General features: G+C 61.0%; 13 protein-coding genes. 6 read left to right on the plus strand and 7 right to left on the minus strand.

Annotation, left to right across the window (positions count from 1 at the left end; all coding sequences use genetic code 11):
• Positions 1-149: 149 nt before the first annotated feature.
• Positions 150-1,946 (plus strand): methyl-accepting chemotaxis protein, encoded by a 1,797-nt coding sequence (locus J3P95_RS14095; protein WP_434557436.1) that lies wholly within the window; start codon positions 150-152, stop codon positions 1,944-1,946.
• Between the two features lie 235 nt (positions 1,947-2,181).
• Here the strand turns inward: J3P95_RS14095 and J3P95_RS14100 are convergent, their stop codons facing one another.
• Positions 2,182-2,379, minus strand: a complete 198-nt coding sequence (locus tag J3P95_RS14100) for a YbdD/YjiX family protein (protein WP_003201656.1) — start codon at positions 2,377-2,379, stop codon at positions 2,182-2,184.
• A 15-nt stretch (positions 2,380-2,394) separates the two neighbouring features.
• Positions 2,395-4,455: a carbon starvation CstA family protein gene (locus tag J3P95_RS14105; protein ID WP_434557437.1), complete on the minus strand. Its 2,061-nt coding sequence runs from the start codon at positions 4,453-4,455 to the stop codon at positions 2,395-2,397.
• A gap of 238 nt (positions 4,456-4,693) precedes the next feature.
• On the opposite strand from J3P95_RS14105, the gene J3P95_RS14110 reads away from it, so the two are divergent.
• The 3 genes from J3P95_RS14110 (at position 4,694) to J3P95_RS14120 (ending at position 7,626) form a co-directional block, all read left to right on the plus strand.
• Positions 4,694-6,055, plus strand: coding sequence for a cache domain-containing protein (locus J3P95_RS14110; protein ID WP_434557438.1), 1,362 nt, complete (start codon positions 4,694-4,696; stop codon positions 6,053-6,055).
• Positions 6,056-6,086: 31 nt separating this feature from the next.
• Positions 6,087-6,719, plus strand: a complete 633-nt coding sequence (locus J3P95_RS14115; protein ID WP_434557439.1) for a response regulator — start codon at positions 6,087-6,089, stop codon at positions 6,717-6,719.
• A 115-nt stretch (positions 6,720-6,834) separates the two neighbouring features.
• A complete protein-coding gene (locus J3P95_RS14120; RefSeq protein WP_434557440.1) occupies positions 6,835-7,626 on the plus strand; it encodes a transporter substrate-binding domain-containing protein in 792 nt (263 codons plus the stop codon).
• A 76-nt stretch (positions 7,627-7,702) separates the two neighbouring features.
• Here the strand turns inward: J3P95_RS14120 and J3P95_RS14125 are convergent, their stop codons facing one another.
• Genes J3P95_RS14125 through J3P95_RS14135 form a run of 3 tightly spaced genes read right to left on the minus strand, consistent with a single transcriptional unit; the run spans position 7,703 to position 10,613 of the window.
• Complete coding sequence (locus tag J3P95_RS14125) at positions 7,703-8,722, minus strand: TRAP transporter substrate-binding protein (protein ID WP_434557441.1); 1,020 nt, start codon at positions 8,720-8,722, stop codon at positions 7,703-7,705.
• 56 nt (positions 8,723-8,778) lie between these two features.
• Positions 8,779-10,059: a TRAP transporter large permease subunit gene (locus J3P95_RS14130; protein ID WP_434557442.1), complete on the minus strand. Its 1,281-nt coding sequence runs from the start codon at positions 10,057-10,059 to the stop codon at positions 8,779-8,781.
• Complete coding sequence (locus tag J3P95_RS14135; RefSeq protein WP_434580876.1) at positions 10,056-10,613, minus strand: TRAP transporter small permease; 558 nt, start codon at positions 10,611-10,613, stop codon at positions 10,056-10,058. The genes J3P95_RS14130 and J3P95_RS14135 overlap by 4 nt, the downstream gene beginning before the upstream one ends.
• A 379-nt stretch (positions 10,614-10,992) precedes the next feature.
• On the opposite strand from J3P95_RS14135, the gene J3P95_RS14140 reads away from it, so the two are divergent.
• A complete protein-coding gene (locus J3P95_RS14140; protein ID WP_434580875.1) occupies positions 10,993-11,250 on the plus strand; it encodes a phage infection protein in 258 nt (85 codons plus the stop codon).
• 90 nt (positions 11,251-11,340) lie between these two features.
• Here the strand turns inward: J3P95_RS14140 and J3P95_RS14145 are convergent, their stop codons facing one another.
• The gene (locus tag J3P95_RS14145) at positions 11,341-16,209 is read right to left on the minus strand and encodes an NAD-glutamate dehydrogenase (protein WP_434557445.1); all 4,869 of its coding nucleotides are present in this window, start codon (positions 16,207-16,209) and stop codon (positions 11,341-11,343) included.
• Between the two features lie 429 nt (positions 16,210-16,638).
• Between J3P95_RS14145 and J3P95_RS14150 the strand changes: the two genes are divergently transcribed.
• A complete protein-coding gene (locus J3P95_RS14150) occupies positions 16,639-16,992 on the plus strand; it encodes a hypothetical protein (protein ID WP_434580874.1) in 354 nt (117 codons plus the stop codon).
• 165 nt (positions 16,993-17,157) lie between these two features.
• On the opposite strand, the gene J3P95_RS14155 is transcribed toward J3P95_RS14150, so the two are convergent.
• Positions 17,158-19,311 carry a WG repeat-containing protein gene (locus J3P95_RS14155; protein ID WP_434580873.1) on the minus strand — a complete coding sequence of 718 codons (2,154 nt, stop codon included), beginning with the start codon at positions 19,309-19,311 and terminating at the stop codon, positions 17,158-17,160.
• Positions 19,312-19,417 lie beyond the last annotated feature (106 nt).

Raw genomic sequence — 19,417 nt, forward strand, 5'->3', positions numbered from 1 at the left:
CTACTGGTATTGACATCCCTGTCCCATCGCCTGCAAAGCCCATGAACAGCAGAATTACCGAAGTGATATCAAATAGCCCAAATGTACTAAAGCTTTGGCGCTATCGGTCGAATGTATGCCATCGAATCTTTTTTTTCCCTGGAGCAGTGATGCAGACGTTAAAGGCCTTGTACGAGTCTATCGAAATGCAGTTTTTCGATACCCTCACGAAAAAGCTTTCAAGCCTTTTCCTGCTGGTGCTGGTCAGTGGTCTGCTGTATTGGGTGGCCCTCAGTGCACGCGCCGACATTGTCCTGCAGTTGCGCACCGCTCAACTGGATGGCGCTTTGCTGGGACAAATCGAAGATCGGCTCGACAGCCTCACCCATGCCCTGCTCTTCGGCGCGTTCCTGACGCTGGGCATGATCAGTTTCATGGTCTGGTACTTCCGCCACCTCATCGTTCGTCCGGTTATCACCATGACCAAGGCCCTGGAAGAGATCGCCAATGGCGAGGGCGATTTGTCCAAGGACCTGCCGCTGGTGACCCACGACGAGATCCGCACCCTGGCCGCGACTTGCAACCGCTTCCTGGCCAAGCAGCGCGAGATCATCAGTAACGTCCAGGCATTGACTGTGCACATCGCCGTCGAGTCGGCCCGCTCGCTTAAGAACATCAGCGACTCCAGCGACAGCGCTACCCACCAGGCACGCTTCGCCAAGGAAGTGATGGACCAGAGCAACACCGCCGTGGGCCGTATCGAAGAGGTCTCGCGCCAGACCCAGGGTATTTCAGGGACCACCGCGCAGAACCTGAGCATGGCCCGTGATTCCTACGCCGAGCTGCTGGAAGTGACCGGCAACATCAGCGAGATTTCCACCAGCCTCGGCGAATTCGCTACGCTGGTGGACGCCTTGAACCAGCGCTCCTCGAGCATCAAGTCGATTGTCGGCCTGATCCAGCAGATCTCCGCCCAGACCAACCTGTTGGCCCTCAACGCCGCCATTGAAGCGGCGCGAGCCGGGGAAAGCGGCCGTGGTTTCGCCGTGGTGGCCGATGAAGTGCGCACCTTGGCGCAGAACGTCAGCCGCGCCACCGACGACATTTCGCGCAACATCGACGCGATGCTCCAGGAAGTCAGCTCGACCCACCAGCAGACCACCCAGATCAGCCACAGCGCCCGGGAAACCCAGAAAGTCGTGGAGCGCGCGTCTGGTCATTTCGAAAGCATGATCGTCGACTTCGAATCCACCAACGGCAAGCTCGCCGACATCGCCGACCACATCCAGCAGTTTGCCGACACCAACACCGGCATCAACGAACGGGTCACCCAAATCCACGCCGATAGCCAGTCCATCGACCAGCGTATGCAGCAATCGGCGACGGCTACTCGCGACCTGTCCGGCGTTGCTGAAAAGGTCCAGACCTTGTTGGGTCGCTTCGTGCTCGGCCATGGCAAGCTGGACGCCGCCATCACCCGCGCCAGCCAATGCCGCGACACGCTTCAGGTGCGTCTGCAGGCGTTGCAAGACGAGGGCCTCAACCTGTTCGATCAGAGTTACAAACTGGTTCCGGGCACCGATCCCAAGCAATACCTGACCAGCTACACCGAGCGCTTTGCCCGGGCCTGCCAAGAGGAATGCGACAAGCTCACCCGCAGCACGCCGGGCGGCAAGGTCTCGTTCATTGTCGATACGAAGGGCTATTGCCCGGTCAACAACAGCTGGGTTTCCAAGCCCCCGACCGGCGACCGCACGGTGGACTTGCCGGTGTGCCGCAACAAGCGGATCTTCAACGACCCGATCGGCCTGCGCGCGGCGGGCAACGTCCAGCGCTTCCTGCTCCAGACCTACCTGCGCGACACTGGGGAAATCATGACCGAGATCGACGTACCCTTCTTCTTCGGCGGCCGCCACTGGGGTAACTTGCGGGTGGGCTTCGATGCGGCGGTGTTGTTGGCGGACTGATTCATAAAGCAATCAAGCCAGACAACTGCCCCGTGGCGAGGGAGCTTGCTCCCGCTCGGCTGCGCAGCAGTCGCAAAACCGGCCGATGCGGTCGGCCTGAAGAAACGCTGGGGCCTGCTTCGCACGCCAGCGGGAGCAAGCTCCCTCGCCACAGGGGATTTGTGGCGTATGCAAACCTTGAGAACCCCAGAAACAACTGTGGGAGCTTGCTAGCTCCCACAGGATTTACCTCAACTCAACAACACTTGGGCCCACCCTTGCCACCGTAACGGGCCTCCTGGCGTTCGCGGAAGAACGCCTCGTAGTCCATCAGCGGTTTATCCGGGTGCTTGGTTTGCATGTGCTCGACGTAGTTGTCGTAGTCGGGCATGCCGACCATCAGGCGCGCGGCCTGACCGAGGTATTTACCGAGGCGACTCAAGTCATTGAACATCGTTGCAATCCTCGATCAAGCGTCCGGCAGGGCCTGGAATGGCGCTTCTTTGTCCGTGCGTTCTTTCGTGCCCCAGGCGGCGATGCCGACCTTGAGCGCGTAGAACAGGATGCTGAAGACCACGAACAGGAACAACACCGTCAGCGTTGCGTTGGTGTAGGCGTTGAACACCACGTGCTGCATCTGCTCGATGCTCTTGGCCGGGGCCAGGATCTGGCCGGCGGCCAGGGCATCGTTGTATTTGCGCGCCAGGGCCAGGAAGCCGATCGCCGGGTTGGCGTCGAACAGCTTGATCAGGCCTGCGGTGGTGGTGCAGATCAACAGCCAGCTCGCCGGCAACAGCGTGACCCAGACGTAGCGCTGGCGCTTCATCTTGATCAGCACCACGGTGGCGAGCATCAGCGCGATACCGGCCAGCATCTGGTTGGAGATGCCGAACAGCGGCCACAAGGTGTTGATGCCGCCCAGCGGATCGATCACGCCCTGGTACAGCAAGTAACCCCACAGCGCGACGCAGCCGGCGGTGGCGATCAGGTTGGCGGTCCACGATTCGGTGCGCTTGAGGGCCGGCACGAACGAGCCGAGCAGATCCTGCAGCATGAACCGTCCGGCACGGGTGCCGGCGTCCACTGCCGTCAGAATGAACAGCGCTTCGAACAGGATCGCGAAGTGGTACCAGAACGCCATGGTGTTCTCACCCGGCAACACCGAGTGCAAGATCTGCGCGATACCCACCGCCAGGGTCGGCGCACCGCCGGCGCGAGCCAGGATGGTGGTCTCGCCGATGTCCTTGGCCACCGCTTGCAACGCCTCGGGGGTGATTGCAAAACCCCAGCCGCTGATGGTTTGCGCCACGGTCACCACGTCACCGCCGACGATCGCCGCCGGACTGTTCATGGCGAAGTACACGCCCGGCTCGATCACCGAGGCGGCGACCATCGCCATGATCGCCACGAAGGACTCCATCAGCATGCCGCCGTAGCCGATGTAGCGCGCGTTGGTTTCGTTATCCAGCAGCTTGGGCGTGGTGCCCGAGGAGATCAGCGCATGGAAGCCCGAGACCGCGCCGCAGGCGATGGTGATGAACAGGAACGGGAACAGACCGCCCTTCCACACCGGTCCCGTGCCGTCGGTGAACTGGGTCAGCGCCGGCATTTTCAGCTCGGGCATGGTGACCAGGATGCCGATCGCCAGGGCGATGATCGTGCCGATCTTGAGGAAGGTCGACAGGTAGTCCCGTGGCGCCAGGATCAGCCACACCGGCAGCACCGCGGCGACAAAACCGTAGCCGATCAGCATCCAGGTGATCTGGATCCCGGTAAAGGTGAAGGCCTTGGCCCAGACCGGATCGGCGGCAATCTGCCCGCCCAGCCAGATCGAACCCAGCAGCAACAGCACGCCGATGAGCGAGATTTCACCAATGCGGCCCGGGCGGATGTAGCGCATGTAGATGCCCATGAACATCGCGATCGGGATGGTCGCCATCACCGTGAAGATGCCCCATGGGCTCTCGGCCAGGGCCTTGACCACGATCAGCGCCAGCACCGCGAGGATGATGATCATGATCAGGAAGCAGCCGAACAGCGCGATGGTGCCGGGGATGCGGCCCATTTCCTCGCGCACCATGTCGCCCAGGGAGCGACCGTTGCGGCGGGTCGACAGGAACAGGACCATGAAGTCCTGCACCGCACCGGCCAGCACCACGCCGGCGATCAGCCAGAGCGTGCCGGGCAGGTAGCCCATCTGCGCCGCCAGCACCGGCCCGACCAACGGCCCCGCGCCGGCAATGGCCGCGAAGTGATGGCCGAAGAGGATGTGTTTGTTGGTCGGGACATAGTCCAGGCCATCGTTGTTGAGCACGGCGGGCGTGGCCCGGCGCGCATCGAGTTGCATCACGTTGTTGGCGATGAAGAGGCTGTAGTAGCGGTAGGCGACCAGGTAAATGGCCACGGCCGCGACGACGATCCAGAGGGCGTTGATCGGCTCTCCGCGGCGCAAGGCCACGACACTCAGCGCACAAGCTCCCAGAACAGCCACGGCAAACCAGGCGAGGTGTTTAACCAGACGGGTTGTCATTGCGTGTCTCCTGCCGATATCCAATGGATTGCGGCGATTGTTTTTATAGTGTGCCCCGGCTATTCGGAGCCGACCCAATATCCCTGCAAGCCGTCAATAAATAAATCCGCAGTACTACGTACGGGGTACCTACGTAGTACTACGTAGATGCCCGCTGCCATAGGTTTTATGCCTGCCCCATGGGTTTGGCATATGATGCCGCCATTCGCCTCCCCGCCGAGTCCGGACAGGAGTAAAGATGCTGCTCAAACACAAGATCGTCGCCCTCGGGATTTTGCCGCTGGTCCTGGCGATTGCCGTTATTGGTGCCTTGGTCATCTCGCTCAACCGCCAGCTGGGCGATCAACAGGCGCAACTGATCGAAGACAGTATCCTGGCCAGCAAACGCGCCGAGTTGAAGAACTACGTAGAAATGGCCCAGAGCCTGATCGCCCCGCTGTACGACGATGGCAAGGGCGACGCGCGGGCGCAGCAGCAGGTGCTGGAAGAACTGCGCAAGCTCAGCTTTGGCATCAACGGTTATTTCTTCGTCTACGACCGCCAGGGTCGCAACCTGATGCACGCCCGCCAATCGGAGCTGGTGGGGCAATACCTCTGGGACATGAAGGACCCTCAAGGCCTGCCCGTGATCCAGGCGTTGCTCAAGAGCGCCGAATCAGGCGAGGGCTTCCAGCGTTATGCCTGGAACAAGCCCTCCTCCGGCCAAGTGACCGACAAGCTCGCCTACGTCGTGATGTTGGATCGCTGGGGCTGGATGCTCGGCACCGGGATCTACCTGGAGGACGTCGAACGCGCCACCCAGCAGGCACGCGACGAAGTGGCCCAAGGCATCCACACCACCATGCAGGCCATCGCCGCCATCGCACTGGTGGCGGTGTTGTTGGTGTTCGCCGGCGGCATCACCCTCAATGTCAGCGAACACCGCCTGGCCGACAAGAAACTCCAGCGCCTGAACCAGCGCATCGTCAGCTTGCAGGAAGAAGAACGCTCGCGGGTGTCTCGCGAGCTTCACGACGGTATCAGCCAATTATTGGTGTCGATCAAATTCCAGTTCGAACTGGCCAGCCATGTACTCGAAAATGGCCAGGAAAACGGCCTGGGTATCCTGAAAAACGCCACGGATCGCCTGGGTGAAGCCATCGGTGAAATCCGCAGCATCTCCCACGACTTGCGCTCTTCATTGCTCGACACCTTGGGCCTGCCCGCCGCCATCGGCCAGCTCGCGGCAGAATTCGAGCAGCGCAGCGGCCTGGAGGTCGCCTACCGGAGCAACGAATTCGATTGTCGCCTGGAAAACGGCGCCCCCGTCTCGCTGTTCCGCATCGCCCAGGAAGCGCTGACCAACATCGAGCGACACGCCGGGGCGAAACGTGTCGCCATCACCCTGTTCGGCTCGGGCCAATCCTTGCGCCTGACCGTGGTCGACGATGGGATGGGCTTCAACGTCCCGCAGGTCGAACGTGGCCATACGGGGATCGGCCTGCGTAATATCCGCGAACGGGTCGAGCATTTCGGCGGACGGCTGGAACTGACATCGGTACCGGGACGAAGCGAGCTAGATATCTTGCTGCCCATGACCATGCCCGCCACGGAAAGCTGATGCGCATTCATTTCAACAAGAGCACCTGCCCATGAACCTGCCTGCGGTTATACGCGTCGCGTTGGTCGACGATCATTCCCTGGTCCGCGACGGCATCCGTGCGCTGCTGTCCGTCATGCCCCAACTAGACGTGGTCGGCGAAGCGGAGAATGGCGTGCAGGCGATCGAAATGGTGGAGCGCTGCCAGCCGGACCTGCTGCTGATGGACATCGGTCTCAAGGACATGAACGGCCTGGAGCTTACCCGGCTGCTGGGCAAGCAGTACCCCAGCCTCAAGATCCTGATCTTGAGCATGTACGACAATCATGAATACATCAGCGAATCGGTGCGCGCCGGTGCTAGCGGCTATGTCCTGAAGAATTCACCGTCCAAGGAAATCGTCGCCGCCATAGAAGCCATCATCAGCGGCGGCACTTTCTACAGCGCCGAGATCGCCCAGCGCCTCGCCACCGACCCGAACACCGACAGCGAACTGACACCGCGCGAAAGCCAGGTCCTGGCGAAAATGGCCCAAGGGCTAAACAACAAGGAAATGGCCCGGGAACTGGACATCAGCGTCCGCACCGTCGAAACCCATCGCCTGAGCATCCGCCGCAAGCTCAACATCGATAAACCCGCCGCCTTGGTGAAATACGCAATCGACCATGGGCTCATTTCCCGCTAAGCCACCCACCGCCCCAGAGGAATGACGGCTCGGCTTCGCCCTTCAGTGACAGCCCGCCGACACTTTTACTACACTCGACGGCCTAGTCCCTCCCCTTGCGAGACGTCCTATCAATATGAAAACCATAACAAGCACGATGACGTTCTGCGGCCTGCTCGCGCTCTGCGCCAGCGCCTTGGCCGAGCCAACCCCTTCGCACCTGGACCAGGTGCTGCAAAAAGGTGAACTGCGGGTGTGCACAACGGGCGACTACAAGCCCTACACCTACAAGGCTGAATCGGGCGATTACGAAGGCATCGATATCGACATGGCCCGCTCCCTGGCGGCGAGCCTGGGCGTCAAGGTGCAATGGGTGCAGACCTCTTGGAAAACCTTGATGCCGGATATGATCGCCGGCAAATGCGACATCGGCATGGGCGGGATTTCGGTGACCCTGGAGCGGCAGAAGAAGGCTTATTTCAGCAGCACCCTGGACGTCGACGGCAAGATCCCGCTGGTGCGTTGCGAGGACCAGTCGCGCTACCAGACCATCGAGCAGATGAACCAGCCTTCGGTGCGTCTCGTCGAACCGGCCGGCGGCACCAACGAAGCGTTCGTGCGAGCGTTCCTGCCCAAGGGCCAACTCGCTTTTCATGACAACGTGACGATCTTCCAGGAGCTGCTGGACAAACGCGCCGACGTGATGATCACCGATGCCTCGGAAGCGCTCTACCAACAGAAGCTCAAGCCGGGCCTCTGCGCGGTCAACCCGAGCCAATACCTGCAATACGGCGAGAAGGCCTACCTGCTGCCTCGTGACGACAACAGCTGGAAAATGTATGTCGACCAATGGCTGCACCTGAGCAAGGCCAACGGCAGTTATCAGAAAGTGATTGGGCAGTGGCTGGCGGTTCCCGGTGCACAATGATCCGTTGAAGGCATAAAAAACCGGTGGAAGCGCGCTTGGCCGCCTCCACCGGTCTGATCCAATCAGGACATCATCCTCACTGCCCAGCACGCACCTTGGCGATTTCGGCATACATCATCTTCACCAGGTCACCGTCCAGGGACTTGGCGAATTTGTCGATCACCGGTTGCACGCGCTCGCGGAAGCGATCTTTCTCGGCCGGAGTGATTTCGTTGACGGTCATTGCGCCCGCCAGCGTCGCTTTCGCCTTGTCCATGCTCGCTGCCGTGACCTCGCGCTGGAAGGTCTGCGCCTCGGCTGCCGCCGCGCGAACCAGAGCCTTTTCATCATCGTTCAGGCGATTCCAGGTTTTCTGGCTGATGATCAGCGACTGCGGATTGAAGATGTGGCCGGTCACCGAAAGGTATTTCTGTACCTCGTAGAACTTGTTGCCTTCGATCACCGTAAACGGGTTTTCCTGCCCGTCGATGGTGTGTTGTTCCAGGCCGGTGTAGACCTCGGGGAATGCCATCGGCACCGGGTTCGCGCCCAGGGCCGTGAAGGTCTCCAGGTAGATCGGCGATTGGATGACCCGGATCTTCAGGCCTTGCATGTCCTCCAGTTTCGCCACTGGATGCTTGCTATTGGTCAGGTTGCGGAAACCCAGGTCCCAATAGCCCAGGCCGACCAGGCCCTTGCTGTCCAGTTGCGCCGCGAGTTTCTGGCCGACTGGCCCGTCAATCACTGCATGGGCTTCCTCGGCGTTATTGAACAGGAACGGGAAGTCGAGCATGGCGAAATCCGCGGCCTGGGCGGCCAGGATGCCGGAGTTGAGCACGGTGATATCCAGCGTGCCGCCTTGCAGCGCCGAGACGGTCTGCACGTCGCCGCCCAGGGTTCCGCCAGGAAACAGACGAACCTTGATCTTGCCGCCGCTCTTGTCGCTGAGCAGGTCGGCGAACTTTTGCGCGCCCTGCCCTTGCGGGTGCTCCTTGACGTTCTGGAAGGCGAAACGCAAGGTGCGCTCGCGGATCTCGTCCGCGTGGGCGGCGACACTGCCCAATAGCAAGCCCGTCGCGCACGCCCCGGCCAGCAAGGTTTTCATCAGTTTTTGCATTTGAGTCTCCGATCATTATTGTTGTTAGCGTAGAGCGGTCAGGGTTGTCACTGGCGTCAACCAGTGAAGAATTTCAGCGGTCCCAGGACCAGCTGGGGGAACAGCACCAGCAAAAACAGCACGGCAAACTGCGCCAGCATGAACGGCCATACGCCGCGCACGATCTCTTCAAAGTCGAGCTTCGCCACGCCGCACACCACGTTCAGCACCGTGCCCACTGGCGGTGTGATCAGGCCAATCGCCGTGTTGATCAGAAACAGCACGCCGAAGTACACCGGATCGATGCCCGCCTGGATCACGGCCGGCATCAGCACCGGCGTGAGGATGAGAATGGTCGGGGTCATGTCCATCACCGTGCCGACCAAGATGATCAACGCCATCATCACCAGTAGCAGAAGGGTCTGGTTGTCCATGAACGGCGCCAGCAGTTCCGCCAGTTGACCGGGCAAGTCGGCGATGGTCACCAGCCACGATGAAACCATGGCCGCCGCCACCAACAGCATCACCACCGAGGTGGTCCTGGCCGAGGACAGGATCACTTCGTACAGCTGGCTGATCTTCATTTCCCGGTAGATCACCAACGACACGAACAACGAGTACACCGCCGCGACCACCGCCGCTTCCGTGGGCGTGAAAATGCCGAATTTCAGACCGAGGATGATGATCAGCGGCAGGCCCATCGCCCAGCTGCCATCGAGCAATGTGCGCAGCACTTCGGCACGGGAGCGCTTGGGTGGCGTCTCGACGATTTCGCGACGGGAGATGAACCACCAGGCGACGGCCAGCCCGGCGCCAAGCATCAGCCCTGGCACGATCCCGGCCAGGAACAACTTGGAGATCGACACGCCGGACGCCACGCCAAAGACGATGAAACCAATGCTCGGCGGAATGACCGGCGCAATAGTGCTACCAGCAGCGATCAACCCGGCCGAGCGCCCCCGGTTGTGCCCGGCCAGCACCATCATCGGCACCAGCAACGCCGCCAGCGCCGCCGCATCGGCGACGGCCGAGCCAGACAGCGACGCCAACAGGCAGGAGGCAATAATCGCCACGTAACCCAGGCCCCCGCGCTTGTGCCCCACCAGCGCCATGGCAATGTTGACGATGCGCTTGGAGAGCCCGCCGACGTTCATGACTTCGCCGGCCAGCATGAAGAACGGCACCGCCATCAGCGGGAAGCTGTCGGCACCATTGAGCAGGTTCTGCGCGATGATCTGGGCGTCGAACAGGTCCAGGTAAAACATCAGCGACACGCTGACCACCAGCAAGGCAAAGGCAATCGGCATTCCCAGCGCCATGCTGCCCATCAACGATCCCAGGAAGATGGCCAAGGTCATGGGCGGGTACTCTTGATGGTTTCAGCGATGGTGTCAGGATTGATTGCCGGGGTGTCGCTTTGCTCGACCATCACCAGCTCCTCGTCCCTGAGTTTGCCGGACAGCGCCAAGTACAGCTCGTACACCAGGATGGCGCTGGCGCTGGCACCGAACACCAGTCCTGCGGCGTAGAACAACGCCATCGACAGGCCGGAAGCCGGCGCGACCACGTCCAGGTTGATGACCGCCTGCTGCCAACTTCCACTGACTATCAGCCAGCAGATGTACAGCATCAACAGATGGCTGATGATCAGGCAAGCACGCTGGCCCGCTGGCGGCAAGCGCTTGACCAGGCTGTTCATGCCCAGGTGGGCGCGATCCTTGAGCGCCACCAGGGCGCCCAGGAAAATCATCCAGACGAAGAACCACCGCGACAGTTCTTCCGACACGCTGATGCCGGAGTTGAAGGCATAGCGCAACACGACGTTACCGAACACCAGCACGATCATCGCGACCATGCACAAGACGATCAGCAGCTTCAGCAGCTTGAAATACAAATCGACGACTTTTGTCATCTTCGAGACCTCTCGGACTTTAGGTGCCGACATTCAGCCGGCTCGCCAGTGCAGCTATTAGCGCGGGTCGCTAGCGGGTCGCTTGAGAGGTGCTGGACGTTGCTTCGGGACACGAGCAACGGCTTGATGGAAACGCGCGTGGCGCGGGTGGACGGGTACGCATCGGATGTTCCTCTTTTTTATTATGGTCACGGCCAGCTGGCGAGACGTGTTGCGACTAAAATGTACCAACCGGTTAGTTCGGTCAATACGCCAGGCGAGGTCGCCTGAAAAAACGTGCGATTATCGGCTAGGGCTGGGTGGCGACTTCGTGCCACGCATGCCTCTTGAAACGGCACCTTAATGGCAACTTAAATTTTCGGTTAGTTGCCCTGATTAAATGAACTTTGTTCAACCTGGATTTTCGCGATTTTATACATGCGCTCTTCCACTGGTTGGCGGTGTTGGCTTGTCGAATGTTGCCTCGGCGAGTGCGCAGGCCGACAGCCCGTCTGCCCAACAACTGGCCGAAGGTGGTTCCGATCGCCTGATTCAGAATCGCGTGGCTGAAGGCGGTTCTGATCGCCTGATTCAGAATCGCGTTGCCGAAGGCGGGGCCGATCGGTTGCAGGAGCTTCGCGAACGCAGCGCGGTCTGAAGGCGCTGTTGTGGCGAGGGAGCAAGCGTTTGAACAGCCAAGAAAAAGCCCCGCGTCTTTCGAGGCGGGGCTTGTTCATTCAGCGCTGTATCAGTTGGCCGTGACGACCGCCTGACCGCTCAACGCAAGGTCGAGCAGCTCGCGGTTGGCCACCGCGTACATGGCGTAGTCGGTGCCGCTGGCGGCGCGGATGTCCACCAGCATGGCGCGCCAGCGCTCAACCATCTCGCGGTGCTGCTCCAGCCACAGCGCCAGGCGTGTTTCCACGTCCTGGGTGCCGTCGCCCTCTTGCAAGACCGAGATGGTAATCGCCCGTTGCTGCCAGTCGATGTCATCGCGGAACGCTTCGCGGGCCAGGGCCTGCCAGTTGTTGTCCACCGGCAAGGCGCTGATCTGTTGCAGGTACCAGGTGATGTCCAGCGCGCTGCCCACGGCGAAGTACGCCTTGGCTACATCGGCGGCGTTCTGGCCAGTCACGTCGGACGCCTCGATGATCGGCAGCAAGGTGTACAGGTGCGTGGTGCCGGCAACCATGCGCGCGAGCAACTCCGGCACGCCGGCGGCCACGTAGGCCTGGTAGCGGGTCTGCCAGCCTTCACGGGTCGGGCCTTCCAGCAACTCGTCGAGCTTGAGACCCAACGCCGCCAGGTGCGGACCGAAGTGAGCGACGTCGCGGGCAGCGTTCTGCTCGTTGCGGCGGCTGCGCAAGAACCAGCGGGTGGCGCGACGGCCCAGGCGCATCAGCTCGTCCATCAGTTCCAGTTGCACGTCGGCCGAGACCTGGTGGTCCAGGGCTTCGATCTGGCGGAACCAGTGTGGGAGATGGAAGATATCCCGCACGATCACATAGGCGCCGGCCACGTTCGCCGGGCTCATGCCGGTGGACTCTTTCAACCGTTGGACGAAGGTGATGCCCATGTGGTTGACGAGGTCGTTGGCGATCTGGGTGCTGACGATCTCGCGTTTCAGGCGATGGCGACGCATGGCCTCGGAGAACTTGCTCACCAGCATCGGTGGGAACGCAGTCTCCATGTCACGGGTCAGGTAATCGTCATCCGGTACCTGGGAGTTGAGCAGCGCTTCCTTGAGGTCGATCTTGCTGTAGGAGATCAACACCGACAGTTCGGCACGGGTCAGGCCATGGCCCGCCGCGACGCGTTCGGCCAGTTGCTCTTCGGTCGGCAGGAACTCGATAGCGCGGTCCAGCTTGCCACGCACTTCCAGGTCGTTCATCAGGCGCTTGTATTCGGCAATCCGCACGAAGGCGCGGCGTGCCGCCAGGGACAGGGCCTGGGTCTGCTTGTAGTTATTGCCCAACACCAGGCCGCCGACTTCGTCGGTCATGCTCGCCAGCAACTGGTTGCGTTGCTTGTCGGTCATGTCGCCGGCCTGCACCACTTCGTTGAGCAGGATCTTGATGTTCACTTCGTGGTCGGAGCAGTCCACGCCACCGGCGTTGTCGATGAAGTCGGTGTTGGAACCGCCGCCATTGAGACCGAACTCGACACGACCCAGTTGGGTCATCCCCAGGTTGCCGCCCTCGCCTACCACCTTGCAGCGCAGCTCGTTGCCGTTCACGCGCAGCGCATCGTTGGCCTTGTCGCCGACGTCGGCGTGGCTTTCGGTGCTGGCCTTGACGTAGGTGCCGATACCGCCGTTCCACAACAGGTCCACCGGCGCCTTGAGCAAGGCGTTCAGCAGTTCGGTCGGGGTCAGCTTGTCGGCCTTGATGTCGAAGCGTTCTTTCATCTGCGGCGAGATCGCGATGCTCTTGGCACTGCGCGAGAAGATACCGCCGCCTTCGGACATGATGCTGGTGTCGTAGTCGGTCCAGGCCGAACGCGGCAGTTCGAACAGACGCTTGCGCTCGGCAAAGCTGCTGGCAGGCTCCGGGTTCGGGTCGATGAAGATGTGCAGATGGTTGAAAGCCGCGACCAGTTGCAGCTTGTCGGACATCAACAAGCCGTTGCCGAACACGTCGCCGGCCATGTCGCCGACACCCACTACGGTGATGCTATCTTCCTGGACATTGATGCCGCGCTCGCGGAAGTGGCGCTGAACGCCGACCCACGCGCCCTTGGCGGTGATACCCATTTTCTTGTGGTCGTAACCGGCCGAACCGCCGGAGGCAAACGCATCGCCGAGCCAGAAGCCGTAGTCGATGGCGATGCCGTTGGCGATGTCGGAGAAGGTCGCGGTGCCTTTGTCCGCCGCCACCACCAGGTACGGGTCATCATCGTCATGCCGCACGACGTTGGCCGGCGGCACCAGGGCGCCGTCCTTCAGGTTGTCGGTGATGTCCAGCAGCCCCGAAATGAAGATGCGGTAGCAAGCGATGCCCTCGGCCGCGATCTCGTCCCGGCTGCCGCCCAATGGCAGGCGACGCGGCAGGAAACCACCTTTGGCGCCCACCGGCACGATCACCGAGTTCTTCACTTGCTGGGCTTTTACCAGGCCAAGCACTTCGGTGCGGTAGTCTTCTTCACGGTCAGACCAGCGCAAGCCGCCACGGGCGACGTTGCCGAAACGCAGGTGCACGCCTTCGACCCGTGGCGAGTAGACGAAGATTTCGAACTTCGGCACTGGCTTGGGCAGTTCCGGGATCAGGTGTGGGTTGAACTTGAAGCTGAAGTAGGACTTGTTCTGGCCGTTGGCGTCGGTCTGGTAGAAGTTGGTCCGCAGGGTTGCCTTGATCAGGTCCAGGTAGCGACGCAGGATCCGGTCTTCGTTGAGCACCTGAACGTCGTCCAAGGCCGAGAGGATCGCCTGTTCCAGACGCAGCTGTTTGTCTTCCAGGTCATCGCCGCTGAGCTTGCGCGCCAGGTAGAAGCGGGTCTTGAACAACCGGGTCAGCTCACGAGCGATGTCGGTGTGGTTGTTCAGGGTGCTGGCGATGTAGCCAAGGTCGAAGCCCAGGCGGATCTGCTTCAGGTAACGGGCGTAGGCACGCAGCAGCGCCACGTCGCGCCATGGCAGGCCGGCGGTGAGCACCAGGCGGTTGAACGCATCGTTCTCGGCATCGCCACGGACAATGTGGACGAAGGCGTCCTGCAAGGTGTCGTTGAGCTGCTGGATATCGAGGTCCAGGCCTTCGGCGGCGGTGAACGCAAAATCATGGATCCAGAACTCGCGGCCATTGGTATGGCGCAGGCGATACGGGAACTCGCCCAGCACGCGCAGACCCAGGTTTTCCAGGATCGGCAGCACGTCGGACAGCGCCAGCGGGGTGTCGGCGTGATACAGCTTGCAGTGCAGCTCACGCTGGCCGGACACCTGGCCCAACGGCTGGTAGAAGCTCATCACCAGCGGGTTGGTTTCGTTCAGGCTCAGCAGGTGTTGCATGTCCACCACGGCGGAGTGCGCGGCAAAACGCTCGCGGTAGCCGGCCGGGAAACCTTTCGGAAAGTCCGATAGCACATTGGTGCCCTGGGCTTCGCCGAAGCTCTCGATCACCAGGCTGGCGTAGTCATCCTTCCAGCTGCGGCAGGCCTGCACGACTTCTTTTTCCAGCAGGACCGGGTCGATGTCGAGACGGTTTTTCGGGTCCACCCGCAGGATCAACTGCACGCGGGCCAGCACGGATTCGGAGAAGAAGGTCCAGAATTCGCAGTCCGAAGCTTTCAGGCGGTCCATCAGCACTTGCTGGATTTTCTGGCGCACTTCGGTGGAATAGATGTCGCGCGGCACATAGGCCAGGCAGTAGCAGAAGCGCCCGTACGGGTCTTTGCGCAGGAACACGCGGATCTTGTTGCGTTCCTGGATCTGCACGATGGACATGACGGTGCTGAACAGCTCGTCCACCGGCGTCTGGAACAGGTCGTCGCGGGGCAGCACTTCGACCACCTGGGCCAGTTCCTTGCCCAGGTGCGCCTTGGCCTGGAAGCCCGAACGGCGCTCGATTTCCTCGACCTTGCGGCGGATGTACGGGATGACCCGCACGCTCTCGCCATACACCGAGGAGGTGTACAGGCCCATGAAGCGGCATTCCTTGATGACCTTGCCGTCGGCGTCGATTTCACGGATCGACACGTAGTCCGGATAAGCCGGACGGTGCACCCGGCTCGGGTGCGCGGCCTTGGCGAACGACAGCAGGGTCGGTTCGCGCAGGTAATTGACCGCGTAGTCTTCGATACGCAGGTCCTCGGCGGTGAGGCCGGCGCGCAGCAATTTGGTCAGGCCGAGGAACGAGTCAGGGTTGTACTCGATGTGGCCGCCGTCGGCTTCATCGCGAACCACGAACTCTTCGTAGCCGAGGAAGGTGAAGTGGTTGCCCACCAGCCATTCCAGGAAGCTCTTGATTTCGGCTTTTTCATCGGCATCGGTGGCGTAGGCGCTGTTGTCCAGGCTCGCCAGGATTTCCCGGACCTTGGCTTTCATCGGCTCGAAATCGGCCACGGCCACGCGCACTTCGCCCAGCACTTGCTCAAGTTCCTTGCTCAGGACATTGAGTTCGGCGGCGTTGGCGCAGCGGTCGATTTCCAGGTACATCAACGACTCTTGCAGCACGTCGTCGCCCTGGGTGCCTTTGGGCAGGATTTCCAGCAACTCGCCCTTGCTGCCGCGACGCACGCTCAGGACGGTGGTTTGCAGGGTGTGGATGCTGTAGCCGCGACGGTTCAGCTCGGTGCGGACCGAATCCACCAGGAACGGCAAGTCATGGTGCAGCACTTCGACGGCGGTGTGGGTCGACTGCCAGCCGTGACGTTCGTAATCGGGGTTGTAGACGCGCACCTGCGGTTGCGCGTGCTCGAAGCGCTCAAGCAGGCGCCAGGCAGACAGGGTGCAGCCGGCGAGGTCGGACAACCGGCGCTGGGTAAGTTCATCGAGGGAAATGATGCCGAAGAATTGTTCAGCGAACAGCGCCACTTGTGGCAGTGCCTGTTCACTGATGTGCTGCGCCAGTGCCGCTTGCAGTTGGTGCTGGAAGTCGGCTTTGCTGGCTGCGGTGAAGAACGCCATCTGTGGTACTCCGCTTGGGCTTGTTATTGATGGTAGCGTCGCGTGCAACCCCTTCCGGGGCCGTCGGCCATCCTGTTCCTGATTCTCGGGCAGAGGAAACAGGATGACAGGTGGGTGAAGCTGGACGAGACCCGCAGGTCACATCCTTTTCCATGTAATTTCCATGTCATGGACACCTGCAAAAAGCACTCCGCGATGCCTTTTGCAGGTGCACATCCGTTGCGCAGCTTAACGAGTGCGACAATGTGCCTGCTTGCAGCGCTGCGACATATTCGGTCATCGGCTAGCGCTACAGCCGGTGTGCATCGAACAACCCTAGCAGCCTAACGCCCAAACGGCACCCTGCGCGGGTAATCCAGCAGAAAATCGTCCAGGCTGGCAGAATTCGGTTTTTCGCGTTTGACGGCTCATCGAGCCAGGAGCCACCCGATGAAAATGACCACTGCCCTGCTGATCGCCAACCCGTGCGACGACGAAGAGGACAACATGGCTATGCTGTGTTGCCACAGCAGCCAGGGCGACATGTTCCTGATGACCCGCTACCCCGACGAAGACGAGCTGGAAATCACCCTCGACGGCGAACCCTCGACGCTGGATGGCGCGAAGGTCACGCTCAGCCCAACCCTGCTGAAAATCGAAATCGCCGCGGCGGATGCCGACGCGCTCAATGGCGATGACGTGCTGGAAATCACTCACAGCAGCGATGCGGCAGACCTGGCGGAAGTGGAACTGACGTTGCAGAACATCCTCAGGGGGACCGGCACCTATATCAGCCAGCTCTGAAACCAAAGGCGAATACGCTCCTGTGGCGAGGGAGCTTGCTCCCGCTGGGTTGCGCAGCAACCCCAAACCAGGCACCACGAATATGGCAGCTAAACCGCGTCGGCCGACTTGCGACTGCTGCGCAGCCGAGCGGGAGCAAGCTGCCTCGCCACGGGGGTCGGGGTGTCACTCGGATTGCCGCACCTGATTGCCATCGGCGTCATACACCAGGTATTCATCACTGTTACTCGGGTCCCTTACATAATAACGGGCGCCGTTGCCGTTATCCGGCACCTTCATACTGGTGTAGGAGCCGAGTTCCTTGATCAACTGGTTGTCTTGACTGATCAAGACCAACCCTGAACCATCGCCAGCCCGGATAGCAGCGGCGTAGCGGGTCTGGAACGCGTTGATCTGGCTGTAATCCAGCGGAACCTGCAACTTGCCAGTCAGGTCGATGGCACCGTAGAGGCTGTCACGCCCGACCACCGCCATGCCGTTGGAAAACGGTTCCACCTCGTCATACGGCAGTTTGATCGGCAACCGCGCACCCTGGCGATTGATGAAGACGAACGTCCCGTTCTTCGTGTCCTGCAGCAGCAGCGGTTGTTGCCCGACAAAACGACCTTTGACGGTATAGCCCTCAAGATTGATCCGCTTGCCTTGAAGGTTGAAAACGTCCTGGCGACTGCCGTCAGAGGAGCTGGTGTAAAGGTGGCCGTCGCTGTGCTCGATGCTTGAAAACCGCGCGGGCAGGACTTCCTTGCCGTCCAGGGTGTAAGCGCCGTAAAGCCCCTCCGTCGCATAGGTACGCGTGCCGAGACGGGCAATGAACAGATTGTCGGTCACGGTGGGGTTGACGAATTTCATCGGCAATATGAAACGGTGCCCCTTGGCATCGTAGAGTCCATAAGGCCCGTTGGTTTCACGCTCCACCAGCAGCAGGCCATCACGCAACTTTTCGGTGATGTGCTCGAACGGCAGGTCGACAAGCTTGTTGCTCCCGGCGGGGAAATAGGCGAACTGGCTGCGTAGCGCCTGCCCGTCCGACTCGGGGTCGCTGGATTTTTGCGCGGTGAACAAGGTGTAGGCATCGGCCATCAGACTGTCTTGCACCTGCACCCAACGGGGCTTGATCAGCCACTGTCCGGCCGGATCGACGAAACCGTAGCGCTCGGCCTCGCGGTCCAGGGCGATGTAGCGCGCTTGTTCCGCCAGGACGTTGTCGACCGCGGCGAATTCGACGGTGTTGTCTTCCAGCGGATCGAGTACATGAATGACGATACGCTGCGGGGTGGCCTCGAAGCGGTAGTCGACCTCGGTATTTTTCAACGGTCCGGCCTGAGCGACCAACTCTTGGGTGACGCGCTCCAGCTGTTGTTGTACTGCCTGGCCGGTCTTGAACTGAGCAAGATCATCCTTGGTTTGCAGCAGCGCGTCGTAATAAGCACCCAATGCGGCAATATCGCGCTCAGACGGGAAGGCACGGGAATTGTTACCGTTGCTGTAGAGCGCCTTGCCCTCCTCGGTCAGCCCTTGCAAAACGAAAGTCGACATCTTCGGCGTACTCAGGCGCACTGAAGCGCTTGCGTCACCCAATGCCATGAGCTGGAAGGACTGGCCGTCGTCCAGGGTCACGCTGGGGTGATCCTTGTCCAGCACCACTTTGCGGAACGCCGGATAGCTGCGGTACGCAACCGTCAGGCCGAGACTGGCCAAGGGTTTGTTGACCGAAAGCACGAAGGCCTCATGGGACAAGATCATGTCGTCGGGCTCGTCCTGCGGCGGCGCCTTCAGGTCGGCAAAGCTTTTTTCGCTGCCATCGCGAAAACGCAGGCGCTGCGGCAGGTACTGCTCGGCAGTCGGTTCATTCGGCATGGCCGCGCGCTTCCAGAGCGGATCAAGGCTGTTGGTATCCAGTCTCACTTCGGAACCGTCGGCAAACAGCCGCTGGGCAAAACGCAGGCCCTGGATCGACGCCAGCTCAGCTTTCAGTTGCGCGCTGGTGAACGGGACGAAAAGCGTCTCGTACTGCAACGATTGCTCCTCGGCTGGCTCGGTCGTCTCGATATTCAAGCTCAACTGCGCGTCACTGAACCGTTCCAGGGACCTGAGGGTTTCGCCGGTGTCCTGGATCAAGTAATTGAGGCGCTTCTCCACGTCGGGCAGCGCCAACGTGCCGATGTCGTCCAGGCCGCCTTCGTTCAAGTCCTCGGCGACGAAACCTTCGTCTGTTGGCGCCCCGCTGTGGTGCAAAAGGGTGTAGGACGCAAAGCCCACCACCAACAGGGTCGCCGTCAAAATCGACAGCAATCTCAAACGAGGCTGGGTAACGTTCATGGCGGCTTCGGTCGTCCAGGGGCTGGGAAGGCAGGCAGCTAAACACATGGCCTGGCGGGCTGCAAATCCCTTGAAAGGCCCGGTTCTGATAAATGTCTGCCCGCAC

The organism is Pseudomonas sp. Z5-35, assembly GCF_051131945.1.
GTDB lineage: Bacteria > Pseudomonadota > Gammaproteobacteria > Pseudomonadales > Pseudomonadaceae > Aquipseudomonas > Aquipseudomonas marvdashtae.

Excerpts from the sequence above, each read along its gene's own strand:
- J3P95_RS14115 (WP_434557439.1), top strand. The coding sequence starts at position 6,087 with ATGAACCTGCCTGCGGTTATACGCGTCGCGTTGGTCGACGATCATTCC.
- J3P95_RS14135 (WP_434580876.1), bottom strand. The coding sequence starts at position 10,613 with ATGACAAAAGTCGTCGATTTGTATTTCAAGCTGCTGAAGCTGCTGATC.
- J3P95_RS14145 (WP_434557445.1), bottom strand. The coding sequence starts at position 16,209 with ATGGCGTTCTTCACCGCAGCCAGCAAAGCCGACTTCCAGCACCAACTG.
- J3P95_RS14140 (WP_434580875.1), top strand. The coding sequence starts at position 10,993 with ATGAACTTTGTTCAACCTGGATTTTCGCGATTTTATACATGCGCTCTT.
- J3P95_RS14100 (WP_003201656.1), bottom strand. The coding sequence starts at position 2,379 with ATGTTCAATGACTTGAGTCGCCTCGGTAAATACCTCGGTCAGGCCGCG.
- J3P95_RS14155 (WP_434580873.1), bottom strand. The coding sequence starts at position 19,311 with ATGAACGTTACCCAGCCTCGTTTGAGATTGCTGTCGATTTTGACGGCG.
- J3P95_RS14130 (WP_434557442.1), bottom strand. The coding sequence starts at position 10,059 with ATGACCTTGGCCATCTTCCTGGGATCGTTGATGGGCAGCATGGCGCTG.
- J3P95_RS14095 (WP_434557436.1), top strand. The coding sequence starts at position 150 with ATGCAGACGTTAAAGGCCTTGTACGAGTCTATCGAAATGCAGTTTTTC.
- J3P95_RS14120 (WP_434557440.1), top strand. The coding sequence starts at position 6,835 with ATGAAAACCATAACAAGCACGATGACGTTCTGCGGCCTGCTCGCGCTC.
- J3P95_RS14105 (WP_434557437.1), bottom strand. The coding sequence starts at position 4,455 with ATGACAACCCGTCTGGTTAAACACCTCGCCTGGTTTGCCGTGGCTGTT.
- J3P95_RS14150 (WP_434580874.1), top strand. The coding sequence starts at position 16,639 with ATGAAAATGACCACTGCCCTGCTGATCGCCAACCCGTGCGACGACGAA.
- J3P95_RS14110 (WP_434557438.1), top strand. The coding sequence starts at position 4,694 with ATGCTGCTCAAACACAAGATCGTCGCCCTCGGGATTTTGCCGCTGGTC.
- J3P95_RS14125 (WP_434557441.1), bottom strand. The coding sequence starts at position 8,722 with ATGCAAAAACTGATGAAAACCTTGCTGGCCGGGGCGTGCGCGACGGGC.